Below are 19,308 nucleotides of genomic sequence, written 5' to 3'. Positions count from 1 at the left end.
TTTGTCGATTGCCTAAGTATCGTGGTTCGCTCGACGAAAAAAACGCCCCGGACGCAAGGTCCGGGGCGTTCGACGCGAGCCTGGCCCGCCGGCCGAAGGGGAGGATCGGGGCGGCGGGCCGCTCGACGCTAGAGCATCGCGCGGAAAAGTGGACACCGGTTTTCCGCAAAAGCGATGCGAAAACAAAAGTCTAGGGCAAGTCGCGCGATTTCCCTATCGCGCGACTTGCCCTAGAACCGCGTGGACAGGGTGACGAACCCCTGGCGCGGCGGGATCGGGAAGGTCGAGTAGCTGCCGGCCGGCTGCGAAACCGTGACGTTCAGGTCGCCCTTCTTCTGGCCGAGATTGGTGATGTTGGCGCTGAGCTTCAGGTTATCGATCGGCCAGTTGGCCGGGGTCTGGAAGTCGTAGCTGACCTGCAGGCTCAGCAGCATGTAGCTGTCGACCTTCAGGTCGTTGGTGTAGGTCGCGAAGCGCTCGCCGACATAGTCGCCGATCAGCTGGGCCTCGAACGCGCCGAAATTGGCGCTGGCCACGAACTTGTTCATCCATTCGGGGCTACCGGGAACCTTCTTGCCGGCGATGTGCACGACCGTCGGGGTCACCACGCCGCCGACCGTGGTCGAGCCGCTGGTATAGTCGTCCTGATAGACCGAGCGGTTGTAGGAGACCGCGTCGTAGAACGAGAAGTGGTCGCCCAGCTGCAGGGTCAGGGCCAGGTCGACGCCATCGGTCTTCACCGCGCCGACGTTCTGGACGATGGCCGCGCCGCCGATGATCGAGATCGCCGCCGCCGATGGGGCCACGCCCAGCAGGCGGTTGCTGAAGTCGGTGTGATAGACGCTCAGCTGGCCGTCGATCCCGGTGATCGGGCCCAGGGCGATCTCGCGCTTGCCCCGTACCCCGGCCTCGTAGGTCCAGGCGGTTTCAGGTTCGGCGGTCCGCTTGAACTGGTCGAAGGCCGCCTGGCTGCCCAGGCTGAACGGCGACAGGCCGCCGCCGCCATAGGTCTGGAAGTGGCGCAGGTTCTTCTGGACGTTGACGAAGGCTTCCATGCCGCCGTCCAGGGTCCAGACCGCGCCCAGCTGCGGCAGGAACCATTCCTTGGTCTTGATGTTGCCGACCGGCAGGCCGGTGGAGTTGACCAGAGAGCCGACGATCGGCTGCACCGGCACCGCGCCGGTGGCGTCCTGCACGCTGCTCTTGAAGCCGCCCTGCAGCACCAGGTTCTCGCGGATGCGCCATTGGTCCTGGACGTAGAACTGGTAGACCTTGTTGTCGATCTCGCTGCCGTACTGGGTGATCAGCCAGCCGGTCGGCACGTCGTAGGGCGTGGTCGGGTGGTTGATGTCGAACGGGTACCAGCGGCGATAGGCCGACGACTTGTTGTGCTCGTACCAGAAGCCGGCCTCGATCTGGTGGTCGCCGACCGTGGCGTTCAGGGTCGAGATCCCGCCCAGCCGGTCGATCTGGTACTCGGTGGTGCGGGTGGCGTAGCCTGAATTGCCGAACACCTTCTTCAGGTCCTGGCCCGGGAAGTAGAAGTTGAACAGGGCCGGCAGGCCCGCCACCCGGATCGGGCCGGCGACGATGCCGCGGCCATGGTCGTCGTGATAATAGACCTGGTTGGACCAGGTGACGTTGTCGGACAGCTTGGCGTCGTACTTCAGGTAGCTCAGATAGTCGGTGCGCTGGGCGGCGCTGAAATAGTTGCGGTAATTCTCGCCTTCCGAGGCGGGGTAGTTGCCGGCGGCGTCCAGATAGTCCAGCGCCGCGTGGAAATCGGGATAGAAGAACGGCCGGGTGTAGGGCTGATAGCTGTCGTAAGGTTTGCCGGCGCGGCCCGGGATGTAGCGGGTGGTGCCGTCCTCGTTCGGCTCGATCTTGTCGGAATAGGACAGATAGAAGGTCAGCTTGCCGGCCTCGCCGTCGCGCACATATTTCAGGTTGGCCTGATCGCCGCCCTGGTGGCCGCGGAAGTCCCAGGCCCGGGCGTCCTGGTGGGCGTAGGCGAAGTAGGCGGTGTTGTTGCCGCCGAACGTGCCGGTGTCGACGCGCAGGAAGGTGCGGGTGGTGGCGTAGCTGCCGACCGTCTCGTTCAGCTGGCCGCCGAACTGGGCGCGCGGGTCGCTGGTGAAGGTCTCGACGGCGCCGCCGAGATTGCTGGTCGAGGCGGTGCCCAGCGAGCCGGCCCCCGACGACAGGATGACCTTGCCGACCGCTTCGCTGATCACCGCGCGCTGTGGCGACAGGCCGTTGTAGTTGCCGTAGCTCTGGTCGCCCAGCGGCACGCCGTCCAGGGTGTAGCCCAGCTGCTGGCCGTTGAAGCCATGGATGAACAGCGAGGTGTTCTGCTCGTTGTTACCCCACGGATCGGCGGTGACGTACAGCACGCCCGGCAGGGTCTGGATGGCCTTCAGCGGCGACAGGCCGGGCAGGATCTTCTGCATTTCCGAACCGCTGAGCTGCACGGCCGAGCGGGTGGTCGACAGGCTGGTGACCAGCAGCTGGTCGACGGCGTCGGCGGGTTCGGCGGCCGGCTCGACCGCGGCCGGGGGCGGGGCGTCCGCCGCCTGGGCGACCGAAGCGATCGCCAGCACGCCGAGCGCGCTCGCCGCCAGCAGGACGTGGCGAGCAGATTTGATGAGCATGGAACCCTCCGACCTCCGCCCCTGTCGGGCGTTCAAGGTCCGGGGTGTTAGGGCAAGCCTGCGACGCTTCGGCGAGGGTTTGGCGACGGGTTCGTGACGCCGCCTCAGCCGGCCGTCGGATGGGCTTTTTTCCAGACGGCGTAGGCGTCCAGCGCCTTTTTTGGGCTGGTGTTGAACCAGGCGTAGCCATTTCGACGCTCCAGGCTCAGCTCGTTGACGTCGTCATGGAGGGTCTTGTCGCGGTCGCCGAACACCGGGGTGTTGGTGGCCCGGGCGTAGTAGCGGGCCCAGAGCGGGCCGGCCCCGGGCTTCGGCGTCAGGCGGCGGCCGCCCTCGGTGTCGCGACCGCCGGTCCAGGCCTGGCTATAGAGGGCGTGGGCGGCCAGGTAGTCGGCGCCGGCGTGAACCGCCGCCACCAGGTCCGGCGACGGGTTCGGCAGGCTCATCAGATAGAGCAGCAGGTCGGCGCTTTCCTCGGTCGAGAGTTCGGCCGGTTCGAAGTTGCGGCCCGCGACCGGCTCCAGAGTCAGGGCGTCGTGCTGCTGGGCCCAGATCGTGCGCTTGCCGTCGACGACGACCTGGGTGGCCAGGACGCAGGCCACCGCGCGGTCGGCCGCCGAGGCGGCCTGCCGTCGCAGGTCGGCCGGGGCGAAGGCGTAGTCGCCCTGGCCGTTGGCCACGTCGGTCAGCAGCTCGGCGGCCTCGGTGACGGCGTCGTCGTTATAGGTGATGGCGTCGTGATAGCCGCCCTCCAGCGGCCAGACCTGGGGCCAGCCGCCGTTCGGGAACTGGGCCGCCAGCAGGTAGCGGACGCCGCGCAGGAAGCTGGCCCGCCAGGCCTCGCCTTCCGCGCCCGGCGCCTGGCCGGCGACGCGGGCCAGGAAGCGCAGTTCGGTGATGGTGGCGTCGTTGTCCAGCGTGCCGACATAGTTCCAGCGCGGATCGCGCGGCGTGTCGAAGTCGTCCACACCCAGGTGCTTGGAGACGTTGTCGGCGGCGTAGGGCTGGCCCGGCTGGCGCAGGGCGCCGGTGCGCGGCTGGTTCTTGCTCCATCCGCCGGCCGGGGTCTGGAAGCTGACGATGACGTCGGCGATGTGGCGGGCCTCGGGTGTGGCGTACCAGGCCGCGTCGCGGTCAAGCGGCATGGCCTTGCGGCCGCCGGGACCTTCCGCGGGCGGCGGCGGCGCCGGCTGGCCCGGCTTCAGCTCGGCGGCCAGGGCGGCGCGGTCGGCCAGGTTCTGCCTTTCGGAGCGCGCCAGATAGGCCTTCCAGGCGTCTCGATCCTGGGCGGGCAAGGCGTCGATCCGCGCGGCGCTGATCGCCTGGGCGGGGGTGTTGGTCCCGATCACGGCGGCGTGGCTGGCGCCGCACAGCAGGACGACGCCAAGAGCGAGGGCGGTGGAGAAGGGGCGGAAGGTCATGCGTGGCGTCCGACATTCGGCCGAGCTCGACCGTATGCGGAACGTCCGTCCAAAGGCGCCGGAACGCACCCCATTTTTCAGTCCAGCGACAGTCGAGTTTACGGATGGTCCCGAACCGGCTTTCATCGTACCGCACGGGAAGGACGCGATGGCGACGCCAGACGGGACGACGCTCTTGGCCGACGATTTCGCCGATCCGCTGGTCGCTCGGATCGCCGCGTTTTTGCGTTCGATCGGGATCCCGGTCGAGGGCGCCACGCTGGAGGACGGGACCTTCCTGCCAGGCATAGCGGTGGTGGACGGCGGCTTGCGAGTCGATCCGTCGCGCCTGGCCTGGCCCGGCGACCTGCTGCACGAGGCCGGGCATGTCGCCTGCGGTGATCCCGCGCGCCGGGACGAGGGCGTGTCCGACGATCCCGGCGAGGAGATGGCGGCCCTGGCCTGGTCCTTCGCCGCCGCGACCCACCTGGGCTTGGACCCGTCAGTGCCGTTCCACGAGGGCGGCTACCACGGCGAAGGCGCGTGGCTGGCCGAGACTTTCAGCCGAGGCGGCTATGTCGGGGCGCCGATGCTGGCGATGTGGGGCCTGACCCATGAGCCGCATCGCGCCAAGGCGATGGGCGCGCCGGCCTATCCGCAAATGCTGGCCTGGCGACGAACCTAGGGTAGGTGCGGGGTGACCCGGGCCTTGAGCAGGGTTACCAGCGCCGGGTCCATGAAGGCGTAGTCGTCGGGGATGTTCAGGCAGATCACCCGCCCCTTGATGTGCCGTTTGAAGCGCTTGGACAGTTTGTTGCGATGGGCGCGTTCCATCACGAAGATCAGGTCGGCCCATTCGACGAGTTCCCCGGTCAAGGGCTCTTCCGCGTCGTGGTTGGTCCCGGCCGAGGTCGCCTCGACGCCGGGCCAGGTCGAAAAGACCTGCTCGGCGGTGGGGCTGCGCAGCTTGTTCTGGCTGCAGACGAACAGGACCCTCTTCACGCGAAGGTCAGGCCGCCGCGAAGTCGCGCAGGGACGTCAGGCCGCTCTGGTTGATCGGCAGGATGAAGCTGACCGTGGTGCCTTCGCCCGGGGAGGAGGTCATCTCCAGCGCGCCGTCGTGCATCTCGACCAGGGACTTGGTCAGGGCCAGGCCCAGGCCCGTGCCCTGGGTGGTCTTGGCGTGCTGGCTCTCGACCTGCTCGAACGGCTTGGCCAGGCGGGTCAGATCCTCGGCGGCGATGCCGATGCCGGTGTCGGTGACCGAGACCCGCACGCGCTCGCCCAGCGGATCGCGGCGCACCTCGGCCCGGACGGTGACCCGGCCGGCCCGCGGGGTGAACTTGATGGCGTTGGACAGCAGGTTCAGCAGCACCTGCTTGACGGCGCGATAGTCGGCCTCGACCTCGGGCAGGACGGGGAAGTCGATCTCCAGCTTCAGGCCGGCGGCCTCGGCGCGGTTGCGCACCAGGCGCACGGCGTCCTCGGTGACATCTTCCAGATTCAGCGGCTCGAATTTCAGGTTCATCTTGCCGGCCTCGATCTTGGACATGTCGAGGATGTCGTTGATCAGGGCCAGCAGGTGCTGGCCGGAATTGTGGATGTCGAGGCTGTAGCCCTTGTAGCGCTGGTCGCCGAGCGGCCCGAACATCTCGTTCATCATGATCTCGGAGAAGCCGTTGATGGCGTTCAGCGGCGTGCGCAGCTCGTGCGACATGTTGGCCAGGAACTCGCTCTTGGCCTTGTTGGCGCCCTCGGCCTTGACCTTCTCCATCTCGTACTTGCGGGCCAGCTCGGCCAGCTGTTCCTGCGAACGCTCCAGGCCGGCGACGGCGTATTGCAGCTGCTCCTCGTTGAGGCGGCGGGCCTCTTCCTGGTTCTTGATGGCGGTGATGTCGGCGGCGGTCATCACCAGTCCGCCCTCGGCCGTGCGCCGTTCGCTGATCTGGATCCAGCGGCCGTCGTTCAGCTCGGCCTCGCGCACGCCCTTGGCGCCGTCGGGGGCGGGCTGGTCCTGCTTGATCGCCAGGGCCGCGAACCGATTGACCTCGTTGCGCGGCGCGCCGGGCTTGAGCAGCTTGGGCTCGAGGTTGAAGACGTTGCGGTAGTTGCGGTTGCACATCAACAACCGGCCCTGGCGGTCCCAGAGCACGAAGGCCTCGGACACGCTTTCGATGGCGTCGCGCAGGCGGTTCTCGGCGGCCTGGGCGCGGGCCTGGGCCAGGCGTTCCTCGGTGACGTCCAGCGCCACGCCGATGATCCGCGAATAGCCGTCCTCGCCGGGCTTGCCGAAGCCCTGGCCGCGGGCGTCGATCCAGATGGCGCGACCGCCGTCGCGGGCCGGCACCCGGAACGAAACGTCGAAGGCCCCATAGGTCGCGGCGTTGGCCAGGGCTTGGCGGACCTTGTCGCGATGGTCGACCGAGACGCGGTCCAGCAGTTCCTGGCCGGGCACCACGCCGCCCCCGCCCCAGCCGAACATCGCGCCGGTGACGTCGGACATGAACACCTGGTCGGCGCCCAGCTCCCATTCCCAGATGCCGCAGCGGGCGGCCTCGACGGCGAGGCGGAAGCGCTGCTCGCTGTCGACGAACTCCTTCTGGGCGGTTTCGACCCGGCGGCTCTGCAGCATCAGCATCAGGGCCAGGGCGATGCCGACGGCCAAGGGGGCCAGCAGCGAGAACGCGCCTTCCATGATCTGGCGGTCGATATTGGCCACGGTGCGCGGCCGAGCGCCGGCGGCGGCCAGCAGGTCGCCCTGGGCCAGCGGCTGGATCGCCACGTCGAGGGTCTGGCCGTCGACCGACTGGCCGCGCAGGGCCGACGGGCCTGGTCCCAGATCGTCGAGGGACAGCGAGAAGGCTTCGTGCAGGTTGGTCGCGCCCTGGATCGACCGACCGCTGGAGGCCAGGATCCGGCCGTCAGCCAGCATCAGCGCGCTGACCGCGCCCTTGACCGGTTCGGCGACCAGGCGAACCGGATCGCTGGAGGCGATGACGAAGCCGCGGCCGCCGGCCACCGGCGTGGCCATCACGACGTAGAGGCGGCCGGTGGTCCCGCCGCCGATCCACAGGCTGCGGCCCGAGGCGCCGGCCGCGCGGGCGGCGGCCTTCCAGTCGGCGGAAGGGTCGCGGCCGGCGACCGCCAGCACGTCCGTGGGGCTGACCACCGCCACGGCCATGGCCTCTCCCCCGGCGGCGCGCAGGGCGGTCTCGGCCGCATCAATGGGCGCGCTGGCGTCTCGCTGCAGCAGGTCGGAAGCGGCCGAGAGACCGGCCCGCTGGGCCGCCAGGTTGGTTTCGGCGGCGGCGGCGACCAGCTTGGCCTGGGCGGACAGACCCACGCCGCCAGGTGGCGCATTGGCCTCGTCCTTGAGCCGGCTGATCCCGAAGGCGGTGTAGACGGCCAGCAGCAGCAGGGCGGCCAGAATCGCTAGGCGCACATAGGCCTGGGACGGCGACCGCGCGGCGCGCGAGCGGGCCGCGCCCGCCGCCGAAAGACCGGCCCCCGCCAGCCTCCCGGTTCTCGCCCCGCCACGCTCCAACGCCCAATGCTCCCGAGAAACGCTTGGCGAGTCACTTCGCCGACATGGTGAATCTACCGCACGCCAAAGGGCCGCGTCACCGCCGAACCGTGGTTTTGGCCGGAGATGAGCCCTTTAGTCGCAACTGTGGCGCCGAAGAATCATCTCAAGCTCGGCGCCAGCGGGAGCCGGATCATCAATCCAAGGCGCGGGAAACCAGCTCCAGGACGTTCTTCGACAGGCCGACGTGGTCGCGAATGCGCTCCAGTTGCTCCCGCATCAGGGCGCCCAGTTCGGGCACGTAGCGCCGCCAGGCGCCCAGCGGTTCGACCAGTCGGGCGGCGGTCATCGGGTTGAAGCCGTCCACCGCCAGGATCTGGTCGGCCAGGAAGCGATAGCCGGCCCCGGTCTCGTCGTGGAAGCGGGCCGGATTGCCGCTGGCGAAGCCCTGGACCAGGGCCCGCAGGCGATTGGGGTTGCCGGCGTCGAAGTCGGGATGGGCGGTCAGGGCCAGGATCCGGCCGATCGCGCCCTCGCCCGGGTCGCGGGCCTGGGCGGCGAACCACTTGTCCAGCACCAGCGGCTCGCGCCGCCACTGGGCGTGGAAGGCGGCCAGGGCCTTCTCGGCCGGCGCGCCGCCGATCGCCACCAGGGCCGACAGCCCGCCCATGGCGTCGGTCATGTTGGCGGCGCTCTCGAAGTGGCCGACCACGCGCTCGACATTCACCGCGTGCGGGTCGGCCGCCAACAGGTCGCAGCAGGCGTTGCGCAGGGCGCGCTTGCCCGCGGCTCGGGCGTCGACCGAGAACTCGCCACCGCTCTGCAGGTCGCCGTGCAGCCGCCGCAGCAGGTCGCCCAGGTGGACGGCGATGATGGTCTTCAGGTGGCCGCGGGCCGCATGGATCGCGGCGGGATCGACCGGATCGACCGCCAGGCTGAGGTCGCCCTCGGTGGGCAGGGCCAGCAACAGCGCCTTGAAGGCTGGATCCGAGGCCTCGTCGACCAGGGCCTTGCCCAGGGCGTCGGCATAGCGCTCCTCGCCCACCTCGTTGGCCGCGTCGGCGGCGCGGCCGAGGATCAGCTCCCGGGCCAGGGTCTGGCCGGCCTCCCAGCGGTTGAACAGATCCGGGTCGGCGGCGAACTGCACGTAGCGGTCGACGGGCCGGGTGTCGGTGGTCAGGTTGACCGGCGCCGAGAAGCCGCGCAGGGCCGAGATCACGGGCGCGCGTTCCACGCCCTCCCAGCGAACGGTCGTGGCGGGCGCGTCCAGCAGGACCACCTCGCTGTCACGCAGCACCTCGCCCTCGCCGTCGAGCAGGCCGATGGTCACCGGCACGGGCAGGGCGCGCTTGACCGGCTGGCCGTTGGTCGGCGCGGTCGATTGCGTCAGGGCGATCTCCAGCGCCTTGGCGGTTTCGTCATAGACGTGGGTCAGCGACACCGCCGGGGTGCCGGCCTGTTCGTACCAGGTGAAGAAGTCGCTCATGTCGCGGCCCGAGGCGTCGGCGAAGCAGGCGATGAAGGCCTCCACCGTGGTCGCCTCGCCGTCGTGGCGCTCGAAGTAGAGGTCCAGGCTCTTGCGGAAGGTCTCGGCGCCCAGGATCGTCTTGAGCATCCGGATCAGCTCGGCGCCCTTCTCGTAGATCGTCGCGGTGTAGAAGTTGTCGATCTTCAGGTAGCTGGACGGCCGCACGGGGTGGGCCAGCGGGCCGGCGTCCTCGGCGAACTGCCGGGCGCGCAGGGCCTTGACGTCCTTGATCCGCTGGACGGCCTCGCCGCGCATGTCGGCGGAAAAGCTCTGGTCGCGGAAGACCGTCAGGCCTTCCTTCAGGCACAGCTGGAACCAGTCGCGGCAGGTGATGCGGTTGCCGGTCCAGTTGTGGAAATATTCGTGGGCCACGACGCTCTCGATGCGCTCGTAGTCCATGTCCGTGGCGGTTTCGGGCGCGGCCAGCAGCAGGGAGCTGTTGAAGATGTTCAGCCCCTTGTTCTCCATGGCTCCGAAGTTGAAGTCGCGGACGGCGACGATCATGAACAGGTCCAGGTCGTACTCGCGGCCGAACGCCTCCTCGTCCCACTTCATCGAGCGCTTGAGGGCGTCCAGGGCGTAGGCGGCGCGCGGAGCCTGGCCGGGGTCGACGAACACCTTCAACGCCACGGTGCGGCCGCTCATGGTGACGAAGCTGTCCTCCAGAACGTCCAACTCGCCGGCCACCAGGGCGAACAGATAGGCGGGCTTGGGGAAGGGGTCGTTCCAGACGGCGTAGTGGCGACCGTCAGGCTGGCTGGAGTCCACCTCGCCGCCCTCCCACAGGTTGCCGTTGCTCAGCAGGTAGGGGAACGCCGCATCGGCCTCGATCCGCACGGTGAAGCGGCTCAGCACGTCGGGGCGGTCGGGGAAGAAGGTGATGGTCCGGAAGCCCTCGGCCTCGCACTGGGTGCAGAACCGGCCGCCGGACATGTAGAGGCCCATCAGGGCCTTGTTGGCCGAGGGATCGATCTCGACCTCAGTGGTCAGGTCGAAGGCGTCGGGAACCTGGTGGATCGTCAGGCCTTCGCCGTCGAGGCTGTATTGGTTGGCGCTCAACGCCTGGCCGTCGATGGCCACCGAGATCAGCTTCAGACGCTCGCCGTTCAGGAACAGCGGCTCGTCGGTCGCGCCGCTTCGTTTGACGCTCAGGGTCGCCTTGACCCGCGTCGCGGCGGGCTCCAGCTGGAACTCCAGGCTGGTCGTCTCGATCAGGAACGGAAACGGGCGATAGTCCGAGAGCCGGACCGGCTGGGGCGTGTCTGTGCGCATGGTCGCAATGTAGGCAAGGACGGGGACCGGGGCGAGGGCGCACTTGACCCGATCGTCGATTTGTCCGGACGGGCGGGCGGTCGCACCTAAACTGTTCGTCACTTGAACCCCGGCGCGAACCCGCCAAAGGTCCGCTTGCGTTCGGGGACCTGGTTCATGTCGCGTACGGAAGTTTCACCAACGGCGGCTGGCCTGGACGTCGGCTCGCGCCGTGTCCTGCATCCGGGTCCGTTGCGCTGGCTGCGGGCGCTGGGCTGGGGCGGGGTGCTGTTCGTGGTCTTCATGGTTTTCTACGCCGTGGCCAGCCGGGCCGGGGAGCCGGCCCAAGGCGAAAGCGCCACGCCGCTCAGCCTCGTCCTGGTCGCGGTGCTCAGCGCCGTGGGGCTGGGACTGTACGCCGTGGCGGTGAAGCTGGCCGAGGGGCGGTGGCCTGGCGAACTGGACTTGAAGCTGGCCGCGCCCGAATTGGTGATCGGCGTCGTGGTCGGCGCGGCGATGCTCAGCGCCGTGGTCGTGGCCCTGCTGGCGTTCGGCCTCTACGACATTTCGGGACCGCGGGCCTCCTCGCCGCTGGCGATGATCAATGTCGGCCTCGCCTCGGGGGTCTTCGAGGAGCTGATCTTCCGGGCGATCGTCCTGCGGCTGCTGATGCGGGCCTTCGGGGCCTGGCCGGCGCTGGGCCTGTCGGCGGCCCTGTTCGGCGCCCTGCACCTGGCCAATCCCAACGCCACGCCCGTGGCCGCGATCGCCATCGCGGTGGAGGCGGGCCTTATGCTGGCCTCGTTCTACCTGCTGACCGGCCGCCTGTGGGTGTCGATCGGCGCGCACGCGGCCTGGAACTTCACCCAGGGCTGGATCTGGGGCGCGCGAGTCTCGGGTATTCCGGTGCAGGAGAGCTTTTATCGGAGCACGCCCAAGGCCGGCGCGCCCGATTGGCTCAGCGGCGGGACCTTCGGCCCGGAGGCTTCGGTCCCGGCCATGGTGATCGGCACGGGCGTGGCGGTGGCGGTGCTCTATCAAGCCTGGAAGAAGGGGAACTTGAAGACGCGTTCGGAGTCAGCCTCGCTGGTCGACGACGTCTTCGGCTAAAGGGTCAGCCGGCCTCGACCAAGCCGGGCGCGGCGTCGGCGGCCGGCACTTCGTGCAGGCTTCGCTCGATCGCCGAGGCGCGCTGGGCCAGGGCGACCAGGGCCGGCGGCGCGTCCTCGGGATGGTCGGCGGCCAGCTCGACCAACTGGCGGGCCAGGGCGTGAAATTGCGGCGCGGCGGCGATCAGACGTGCCTGGAACTCGATCTTGCGCGGATCGCGGTCGTATTCGGCCCCCGGAGTCCGCCAGCCGCCCCAGTCGTTGGGATCGGTGACCACGACCGGATAAGTGCCGGGATAGGGGTGGTGCAGGCAGTCGCTCTCTTGCTGCCACTTGTTGCGGGCCCGCAGGATGCGCCAGTTCGCTGTCGCCGTATCGGTGTCGCCGTCGACGCGGTCTTCCGCCTTAAGCTCGTGGGCCTGGAACTCGCGCCCCAGCCCGACGTCGTAGGTGACGCGCACCGGCTCGTCGAAGCCCTTGGCCCAGATCGGCACGATCTTCTCGATCGTCGCCCAGGCGCCGACGCTCTCGACCCACACCTTCTGGTTCCGCTGGAAGACGGTCTTGGCCACGCACGCGTTCTCACTGAGTTCGGGGCGGCCATAAGAACCGGAAATCCTTGACGCGAGGTCAATCTTTCCCTCGGACGAACGATCGTTCATCGTGCCTGCGACGTCGCCACCAGAGCGGCCAGGGAGGAAGCCCAGGTGGATTTCGACTATTCCGATGACCAGAAGTTCCTGAAGGACGAGGCGCGCAAGTTCCTCGCCGCCCGCTGCCCGTCCTCCGTGGTGCGCGGCGTGCTCGACGACCCGGCCCGCAGCTACGACGCCGGGCTTTGGCGCGCTGTGGCCGAACAGGGTTGGCTGGGCGCGGCCATTCCCGAGGAGCACGGCGGGCTTGGCCTGGGTCGCGTGGAGCTGTGCGCCATCGCCGAGGAGCTGGGCCGGGCCGTCGCGCCGATCCCATTCGCCTCGACGGTCTATGTCCTGGCCGAGGCGGTGATGGCCCATGGAACCGACGCCCAGAAGACCGCGATCCTGCCGCGCATCGCGACGGGCGAGCTGATCGGCTGCCTGGCGGTGTCGGAAGGGCCTGGGACGATCACGCCGTCGGCGCTTTCGGCCAAGGTCGAGGGCGGCAAGCTGACCGGCGTCAAGATCCCGGTCACCGACGGCGACGCGGCCGGCCTGGCCATCGTGCTGGCCAGCGAGGGCGGGCGGCCCTGCCTGTTCCTGGCCGACCTCACGGCAAGCGGCGTCCATGTGGAGACGCTGGAGAGTTTGGACCCCACCCGCGGCGTGGCGCGCCTGACCTTCGACGGCGCGGCGGCCGAACGGCTGGGCGAGACGGGGCGTGGCTTCGAACTGGTGCAGGCGATCCTCGACCGCGCCGCCGTGCTGCTGGCCTTCGAGCAGCTGGGCGGCGCCGACCGCTGCCTGGAGATGGCCCGCGAATACGCCCTGGGCCGCTACGCCTTCGGCCGCGTGATCGCCGGCTACCAGGCGATGAAGCACAAGATGGCCGACATGTACGTCAAGAACGAGGTCGCGCGCTCCAACGCCTATTACGGAGCCTGGGCCCTGAACGTCGACGCGCCGGAACTGCCGACCGCCGCCGCCGCCGCCCGCATCGCCGCCTCCGAGGCCTTCTGGTTCGCCAGCAAGGAGAGTGTCCAAGTGCACGGCGGCATGGGCTTCACCTGGGACGTCGACTGCCACCTCTATTACCGCCGCTCGCGGCAGCTGAGCCTGGTGGCCGGAGCGCCCAAGCTCTGGAAGGAGCGGCTGGTGAGCGAGCTCGAGAAGAAGAACGCGGCCTAGGCGGTGCGCGAAATCCTCGTCCTTCGACAGGCTCAGGATGAGGATTTCGAATGCGATCGCCGAGCCCGCCACAGCCCTCATCTTGAGCTTGTCGAAGGACGAGGGCGGTCCCACGGAAGAAGACGCAAGATGGACTTCAACGACTCCCCCGAGGAAGCCGCCTATCGCGAGACGGCCCGCGCCTGGCTTGCCGAGAACGCCGCCGCCCATCGCGCCGAGCATGGCCAGCCCAAGCCGACCACGCCCGAGCACATGGCCGCGGCCAAGGCCTGGCAGGCGCTCAAGGCCGCCGCCGGCTACGCCTGCATCACCTGGCCCGGGGCCGTCGGCGGGGGCGGCGGCACGGCGATCCAGTCGGTGATCTTCGGCCAGGAAGAGGCCAAGGCCGGCGTCTCGTACGGCTATTTCACCATCGGCCTGGGCATGTGCGTGCCCACGGTGATGGCCTTCGCCGACGACGCCACCAAGCAGCGCTTCGTCTCGCCGGCCGTGAAGGGCGAGGAGATCTGGTGCCAGCTGTTCTCCGAACCCGCCGGCGGCTCCGACGTGGCGGCCCTGCGCACCCGGGCCGTCAGGGACGGAGACGACTGGGTCGTCAACGGCCAGAAGGTCTGGACCACCGGCGCCCACTATTGCGACTACGGCATCGTCCTGGTCCGCACCGATCCCGACGCGCCCAAGCACAAGGGCCTGACCATGTTCTGGATCGACATGCGCGACCCGGCGGTCGAGTGCCGGCCGATCCACCAGATGTCGGGCGGACGCGAGTTCAACGAGGTCTATTTCACCGACCTGCGGGTCAAGGACAGCCAGCGGCTGGGCGCGGTGGGCGAGGGATGGAAGGTGGCCCTGGTCACCCTGATGAACGAGCGCCTGGCGGTCGGCGGCTCGGCCGGCCCGGACTATCGGCAGGTGATGGAATTGGCCCGCGGCCTGTCGGGCGCCAACGGCCCGGCCCTGAAGGACGCCGCCTTCCGCGAGAAGCTGGCCGACTGGTACGTCAATTCCCAGGGGCTGAAGTTCACCCGCTTCCGGACCATGACCGCCCTGTCGCGCGGCCAGACGCCGGGGCCGGAAAGCTCGATCGGCAAGATCATCGCCGCCAACCAGCTGCAGGACCTGGCCAACACCGCCGTCGAGGCCCAGGGCGAATACGGCATCCTGACCGATCCGTCCCTGGCCCCGATGGAGGCGGCGTTCCAGCAGAGCCTGATGTGGGCCCCGGGGCTGCGGATCGCCGGCGGCACCGACGAGATCCTCAAGAACATCATCGCCGAACGCGTCCTGGGCCTGCCCGGCGAGGTGCGGGTTGACAAGGACGTGGCGTTCAAGGACATGCCGACGGGAAGGTGAGGCTGGCTGTTGGAGCTGGGGACAGGCCCATGGGCCTGTCCCCGTCCGGCGCACGGCGCGACGGGGCAAGCCTCAGCTCCCCTTCACGTCCTTGGCCGCGCGCGTCAGCTGCACGAACTCGGCCCGCAGGCCGTAGGGGTCCTCGCCCCGCGCGCCTTGGGCCAGGTCGGTGACCGCGCTCCAGTCGAAGCCGGCGTCGATCCGGGGATCGCCGCGCAGCTTCTGGCCGTAGGCGGCCACGGCCACGGCGAAGCGGGTGGCCTCCGGCGCGGCGGCCAGGCTGGCGCGCAGGTCGCCGGCCCCGATCGGACGCTCGATCAGCTTGGAGGTCGCGCCGCCCGGCGGCTTGTAGCGGATCTTCAGGAAGGCCAGCTCGCGCCCACCCGTCGCCGGCGGCGGCTTGGCGCCGTAGCGCAGCGGGTCGGACGACGGCCTGGCCCCGACCGGCGTAATCTCGTAGATCGCCGTCACCGCCGCGCCCGAACCGACCTCGCCGGCGTCGACCTGGTCGTTGTTGAAGTCCTCGCGATTGAGCAGCCGGGTCTCGTAGCCGATCAGCCGGTACTCGCTGACCTGGGCCGGGTTGAACTCGACCTGGATCTTGACGTCGTCGGCGATCGGGAAGAGGGCGCTGTCGAAGTCGTCGCGCAGCAGCTTGCGGGCCTCCTGCAGGCTGTCGACATAGGCGGCCGTGCCGTTGCCGTTCTGGGCCAGGGCCTGCATCATCGTGTCGTTGTAGTTGCCGCGGCCGAAGCCGTAGACCGACAGGTAGACGCCGCTCTTGCGCTGGTCGGACACGAAGTCCTTCAGGCGCGCAGGCTCGGCGATGCCCACGTTGAAGTCGCCGTCGGTCATCAGGATCACCCGATTGACGGCCTTGCGGTCGAAGTTCTGCCGGGCCAGGTCGTAGGCCAGCTTCAGCCCCTGGCCGCCGGCCGTCGAACCGCCCGAATGCAGCGCGGTCAGGGCGCAGCGCATCTTCAGCTTCGAGCGTCCGTCGGTGGGCGCCAGCACCGCGCCGGCCGAGCCGGCATAGGCCACGATCGCCACCCGGTCCTGCGGCCGCAGCTGGTCGATCAGCACGTTCAGCGCCTTCTGGGCCAGGGGCAGGCGGTCGGGCCCGGACATCGAGCCGGAAGTGTCGACCAGGAAGACCAGGTTCAGCGGCGGCTGGCCGGCGCGTGGCGCGGCGTAGCCCTGGACGCCGATGTGCAGCAGCTGGCGGTCCTTGGACCAGGGGGAGGGCACGACCGTCACGGTCGGCCTGAACGGCGGCTCCTGGGCGGTCGGGCGGGCGTAGCCGTAGTCGAAATAGTTGACCAGCTCCTCGACCCGCACGGCGTCGCGCGGCGGGGCGGCGCCCTCGTTGAGGAAGCGGCGGACATTGGCGTAGGCGGCGGTGTCGACGTCGATCGAGAAGGTCGAGACCGGCTCGTCCGCGACGCGCTTGACGGGATTGGCGACGGCGTTCGGATAGCGCTCGGTATCGCGGTCGCCGGGGATCGGAGGCAGGCCGGAGATCACCGGCGACGCCATTCGGTACGCCACGCTGGGCGGTGGCGGTGGCGGCGGGGGCGGGGGAGGTGGGGGCGGGCTTTCGAAGCGTTCGCGGACCGGCGGGATCGGCAGGGGCGGCGGCGCTGTCACGTTGGCCGGCGGCATAAAGGCTGGGCGGGCCTGGACGCCGGCCGTCGAGGGGCGTCGCTTGGCCGAGACCGTCAGCTGCTCCTGGGCCGGGGCGCTGAAGCCGAGGGCCGCGCAGGCTTCGGGGGTGACCGGCCCGTCCTGCGGCGCGGCGGCCAGGCCCGGGGTGGCGGCGGGGGCGGCGACGGCCAGGGCCAGCAGGCTGACCCCGGCGGCGCGAAGGAGGCGTGTGACCATGATCTTGTTCCTCTCCCGATGACGAGGAATGATTACACGTGTAAAACAATCGCGCCAGTGATCGCCGAAGCCCAATCGTCGTTTCGCAAGCCCCGTGTCTATGGCGCCACCGTCGGCAGGAACTTCGGCTCGACCCGTCGATGGGTGGCCTGCTCGTAGGCGTAGCCCAGGTTCAGCAGTCGCGCCTCGCTCCAGGCCGGGCCGATGAAGCTGAGCCCCACCGGCAGGCCGCCGACCTGGCCCATCGGCACGGTCAGGTGCGGATAGCCGGCCACGGCGGGCAGGGTGGTGGACGAGCCGCCGTAGTGGTCGCCGTTCAGCGGGTCGATGGTCCAGGCCGGGCCGGTGGTCGGGGCGACGATGGCGACCGCGCCCGTGTCCTTGAGGATCTTGTCGATGCCTTCCGGTCCCGCCAGCCGCTTCCCGTCGGCGACGGCCTTGATGTACTCCGGATCGTCATAGCCCTTGGTGGCCTGCGCTTTCTCGAAGCTCTCCTGGCCGAACCATTCCAGTTCCTTGGGGGTGGCCTTGTTGAAGGCGATCAGGTCCGCCAGGGTGCGGGTCTTGACCTTGGCCGGATCGGTCGAGGCCAGGTAGGCGTCCAGGTCGACCTTCAGCTCGGTATAGAGCACCACGCCCTCGGCCTTGCCGATCGGGCCCTCGTCGAAGGCCTTGACCTCGACCAGGGTCGCGCCCTGGGCCTTCAGGTCGCTCAGCGCCTGCTCGAACACCGCGTCCGTGCCGGGCGAATAGCCGGTGTAGAAGCGGGCGACGGCCAGGGTCACGCCCTTCAGCGCGTCCTTGGACAGGCCCTTGGCGTAGTCGGTCTTGCGGGCGTCGGCCTCCTTCGTCGCCACGTCGGCGGGGTCGGACCCTGCGAGGACGGTCAGGATCATGGCCGCGTCGGTGACCGTGCGGGTCATCGGCCCGGCGGTGTCCTGGCTGTGGCTGATCGGCACGATGTGGGTGCGCGACACCAGGCCGACCGTGGGCTTGAGGCCGACCAGGCCGTTGATCGCCGCCGGGCAGGTGATCGAGCCGTCGGTCTCGGTGCCGATCGCCGCCGGGGCCAGGCCCGCCGCCACCGCCGCCCCCGAGCCGCTGGACGAGCCGCAGGCGCTGCGGTCCAGCACATAGGGATTGCGCACAGTGCCGCCCACGGCGCTCCAGCCGCTGATCGAGTGACTGGAGCGGATGTTGGCCCATTCCGACAGGTTGGCCTTGCCCAGGATCACCATGCCGGCGTCGGTCAGCCGCCGGACCAGCGGCGCGTCGCGACCGGTGACGTTGTCCTTCAGGGCCAGGGAGCCGGCGGTGGTGGCCGTGTCGTCGGCGCTCTCGATATTGTCCTTCAGCAGGATCGGCACGCCGTGCAGAGGTCCCCGGACCTTGCCGGCCTTGCGCTCGGCGTCCAGCGCCCGGGCGTCGGCCAGGGCGTGGGGGTTCAGGGCGATGACGGCGTGGAGTTGGGGGTTGCGCAGTTTGATGAATTCGAGACGGATCTCGGTTTCCATCTCGGAGTGCGACCTGTCTGTATCGAGCCACAGGTCACTGGGCGGCGGCGGACCTTCCCGCCGCGTGGCGGTGATCACGGTCTGCTCGACCAGATAGGGCTTGGGCGCGGCCTTGGTCTTCGCCGGGGCGGCCAGGACGGGCTGGCACGGGATGATCGCGAGGCAGGCGGTCGCGGCGCCGATCAACAAGGTCTTCCGGATCACGTCTCACCCCCGAACATGCGTGGCCCTCAGATGAACACCGCCACGTTCTGCCGCGCAACGATCAACGGCGCGCCGGCCCGGTCCCAGATCGCCATGTCCTGGGCGGAGTAGCCCTCGCGCACGGTGTCGGCCCGGCTTTTCATCAGGCGCCAGCCGTCGTCGCTGGGAACTGGCTCAGCCAGCACGTCCAGCGACCAGGTCATGGTCGAGATCGGGGCGCGTTCGGGGAACAGGGTCATGGCCGGCGGCGGCAAGGCGTCGGCCAGGGCGACCAGGGCGGCCAGGGAGCGGGCGGCCGGGTCCTTGTGGCGGATCCAGACGAGGAAGTCGGGCGGCCCGGGCCTCCCGATCGGCGTGCCGCCGGCGGTCTTGAACTCGAACTGCTGGGTGAAGTTGGGGCCTCGGCCCTCCGGGAAGAAGTCGGGCGCGGCGTCTGGGGCGATCGTGGCCGGCATGGGCAGGTCCAGGTGATCCAGCCGCGACTTGCGCGCCGCGCCGAAGGTCAGGATCGCCCGGGTCGCCAGGCCCTGCTCACCAACCAGGTCGACGCCCATGAACAGGGTCGACTTGCCGCGCCGCAGGACCTCGGCGCGGATCGCCAGTTCGCCGGCCGCCGGCCCGATGAAGGCGAACTGGCCCGAGCGCAGGGGCGGGGCGTCGGGAACCGCCCTCAGCGCCGCCTCCAGGCACAGGGCCGCCGACAGGCCGCCATAGGTGGTGCGGCCCTGGCGCCAGTCGTCGGGGACGTGGGCGGTGAAGCCGGCCTCGGTCCGGTCCATGGCGGCGATCAGGTCGGTGTAGGACGTCACGCGGGGGCCTTTGGTTGTTTCGTGCCCGAAGGTTCGTCTTCTTTCGCTACGGAAGTCAAACGCCGTGCACCGACCACTTGCCCCCTACGGACCGGCTTTCGATGCCCCTCCCCCCGTGGGGGAGGCGATCGCGCAGCGATCGGTGGGGGGAGTTTTTGGGGTTGTCGATCCGGGTTGTGGCCATCGGCCCATTACTCCCCCCTCCGTCGCCCCTTGGGCGACACCTCCCCCACGGGGGGAGGATCTTGGATGCACGACTTCA

General features: G+C 69.5%; 13 protein-coding genes. 4 read left to right on the top strand and 9 right to left on the bottom strand.

Annotated features, from left to right (window positions below):
- Positions 1-230: 230 nt before the first annotated feature.
- Both ACSQ2G_RS18965 and pelA read right to left on the bottom strand, forming a co-directional pair.
- A complete protein-coding gene (locus ACSQ2G_RS18965; RefSeq protein ID WP_436033503.1) occupies positions 231-2,651 on the bottom strand; it encodes a TonB-dependent receptor in 2,421 nt (806 codons plus the stop codon).
- Positions 2,652-2,755: 104 nt separating this feature from the next.
- Complete coding sequence (gene pelA / locus ACSQ2G_RS18960; protein ID WP_436033502.1) at positions 2,756-4,072, bottom strand: pectate lyase; 1,317 nt, start codon at positions 4,070-4,072, stop codon at positions 2,756-2,758.
- A 148-nt stretch (positions 4,073-4,220) separates the two neighbouring features.
- On the opposite strand from pelA, the gene ACSQ2G_RS18955 reads away from it, so the two are divergent.
- A complete protein-coding gene (locus ACSQ2G_RS18955; RefSeq protein WP_436033500.1) occupies positions 4,221-4,736 on the top strand; it encodes a hypothetical protein in 516 nt (171 codons plus the stop codon).
- On the opposite strand, the gene ACSQ2G_RS18950 is transcribed toward ACSQ2G_RS18955, so the two are convergent.
- From ACSQ2G_RS18950 to pepN, 3 genes are all read right to left on the bottom strand, one after another.
- Positions 4,733-5,053: a low molecular weight protein tyrosine phosphatase family protein gene (locus ACSQ2G_RS18950; RefSeq protein ID WP_436033499.1), complete on the bottom strand. Its 321-nt coding sequence runs from the start codon at positions 5,051-5,053 to the stop codon at positions 4,733-4,735. The two genes, ACSQ2G_RS18955 and ACSQ2G_RS18950, sit on opposite strands and share 4 nt — an antisense overlap.
- A gap of 7 nt (positions 5,054-5,060) precedes the next feature.
- Entirely contained in the window at positions 5,061-7,595 is a 2,535-nt protein-coding gene (gene pleC, locus ACSQ2G_RS18945) for a cell cycle histidine kinase PleC (RefSeq protein WP_436033497.1), read from the bottom strand.
- A 175-nt stretch (positions 7,596-7,770) separates the two neighbouring features.
- Positions 7,771-10,374 carry an aminopeptidase N gene (gene pepN / locus ACSQ2G_RS18940; RefSeq protein ID WP_436033495.1) on the bottom strand — a complete coding sequence of 868 codons (2,604 nt, stop codon included), beginning with the start codon at positions 10,372-10,374 and terminating at the stop codon, positions 7,771-7,773.
- A gap of 156 nt (positions 10,375-10,530) precedes the next feature.
- Between pepN and ACSQ2G_RS18935 the strand changes: the two genes are divergently transcribed.
- On the top strand, positions 10,531-11,463 hold the full coding sequence (locus ACSQ2G_RS18935) for a CPBP family intramembrane glutamic endopeptidase (RefSeq protein ID WP_436033493.1): 933 nt from the start codon (positions 10,531-10,533) through the stop codon (positions 11,461-11,463).
- Between the two features lie 4 nt (positions 11,464-11,467).
- Here ACSQ2G_RS18935 and ACSQ2G_RS18930 read toward each other — a convergent pair whose 3' ends face one another.
- Positions 11,468-12,034 carry a hypothetical protein gene (locus ACSQ2G_RS18930; protein ID WP_436033491.1) on the bottom strand — a complete coding sequence of 189 codons (567 nt, stop codon included), beginning with the start codon at positions 12,032-12,034 and terminating at the stop codon, positions 11,468-11,470.
- A 135-nt stretch (positions 12,035-12,169) separates the two neighbouring features.
- On the opposite strand from ACSQ2G_RS18930, the gene ACSQ2G_RS18925 reads away from it, so the two are divergent.
- Positions 12,170-13,285, top strand: coding sequence for an acyl-CoA dehydrogenase family protein (locus ACSQ2G_RS18925; protein ID WP_436033489.1), 1,116 nt, complete (start codon positions 12,170-12,172; stop codon positions 13,283-13,285).
- A 129-nt stretch (positions 13,286-13,414) separates the two neighbouring features.
- On the top strand, positions 13,415-14,638 hold the full coding sequence (locus ACSQ2G_RS18920; protein ID WP_436033487.1) for an acyl-CoA dehydrogenase family protein: 1,224 nt from the start codon (positions 13,415-13,417) through the stop codon (positions 14,636-14,638).
- A 72-nt stretch (positions 14,639-14,710) separates the two neighbouring features.
- Here the strand turns inward: ACSQ2G_RS18920 and ACSQ2G_RS18915 are convergent, their stop codons facing one another.
- From ACSQ2G_RS18915 to ACSQ2G_RS18905, 3 genes are all read right to left on the bottom strand, one after another.
- The gene (locus ACSQ2G_RS18915; RefSeq protein WP_436033485.1) at positions 14,711-16,519 is read right to left on the bottom strand and encodes a vWA domain-containing protein; all 1,809 of its coding nucleotides are present in this window, start codon (positions 16,517-16,519) and stop codon (positions 14,711-14,713) included.
- Positions 16,520-16,617: 98 nt separating this feature from the next.
- Entirely contained in the window at positions 16,618-18,033 is a 1,416-nt protein-coding gene (locus ACSQ2G_RS18910) for an amidase (RefSeq protein WP_436033758.1), read from the bottom strand.
- 230 nt (positions 18,034-18,263) lie between these two features.
- Complete coding sequence (locus ACSQ2G_RS18905) at positions 18,264-19,046, bottom strand: thioesterase family protein (protein WP_436033483.1); 783 nt, start codon at positions 19,044-19,046, stop codon at positions 18,264-18,266.
- Between the last annotated feature and the right edge of the window lie 262 nt (positions 19,047-19,308).

This window comes from Caulobacter sp. LjRoot300, from assembly GCF_964253875.1.
Lineage (GTDB): Bacteria > Pseudomonadota > Alphaproteobacteria > Caulobacterales > Caulobacteraceae > Caulobacter.
The sequence above is the reverse complement of the archived record's forward strand: the minus strand, read 5'-3'. Positions and strand labels throughout refer to the sequence as shown.

Coding starts and splice junctions, on each gene's coding strand:
- ACSQ2G_RS18935 (WP_436033493.1), top strand. CDS start 10,531: ATGTCGCGTACGGAAGTTTCACCAACGGCGGCTGGCCTGGACGTCGGC.
- pelA (WP_436033502.1), bottom strand. CDS start 4,072: ATGACCTTCCGCCCCTTCTCCACCGCCCTCGCTCTTGGCGTCGTCCTG.
- ACSQ2G_RS18965 (WP_436033503.1), bottom strand. CDS start 2,651: ATGCTCATCAAATCTGCTCGCCACGTCCTGCTGGCGGCGAGCGCGCTC.
- ACSQ2G_RS18915 (WP_436033485.1), bottom strand. CDS start 16,519: ATGGTCACACGCCTCCTTCGCGCCGCCGGGGTCAGCCTGCTGGCCCTG.
- ACSQ2G_RS18910 (WP_436033758.1), bottom strand. CDS start 18,033: ATGGAAACCGAGATCCGTCTCGAATTCATCAAACTGCGCAACCCCCAA.
- ACSQ2G_RS18955 (WP_436033500.1), top strand. CDS start 4,221: ATGGCGACGCCAGACGGGACGACGCTCTTGGCCGACGATTTCGCCGAT.
- pepN (WP_436033495.1), bottom strand. CDS start 10,374: ATGCGCACAGACACGCCCCAGCCGGTCCGGCTCTCGGACTATCGCCCG.
- ACSQ2G_RS18920 (WP_436033487.1), top strand. CDS start 13,415: ATGGACTTCAACGACTCCCCCGAGGAAGCCGCCTATCGCGAGACGGCC.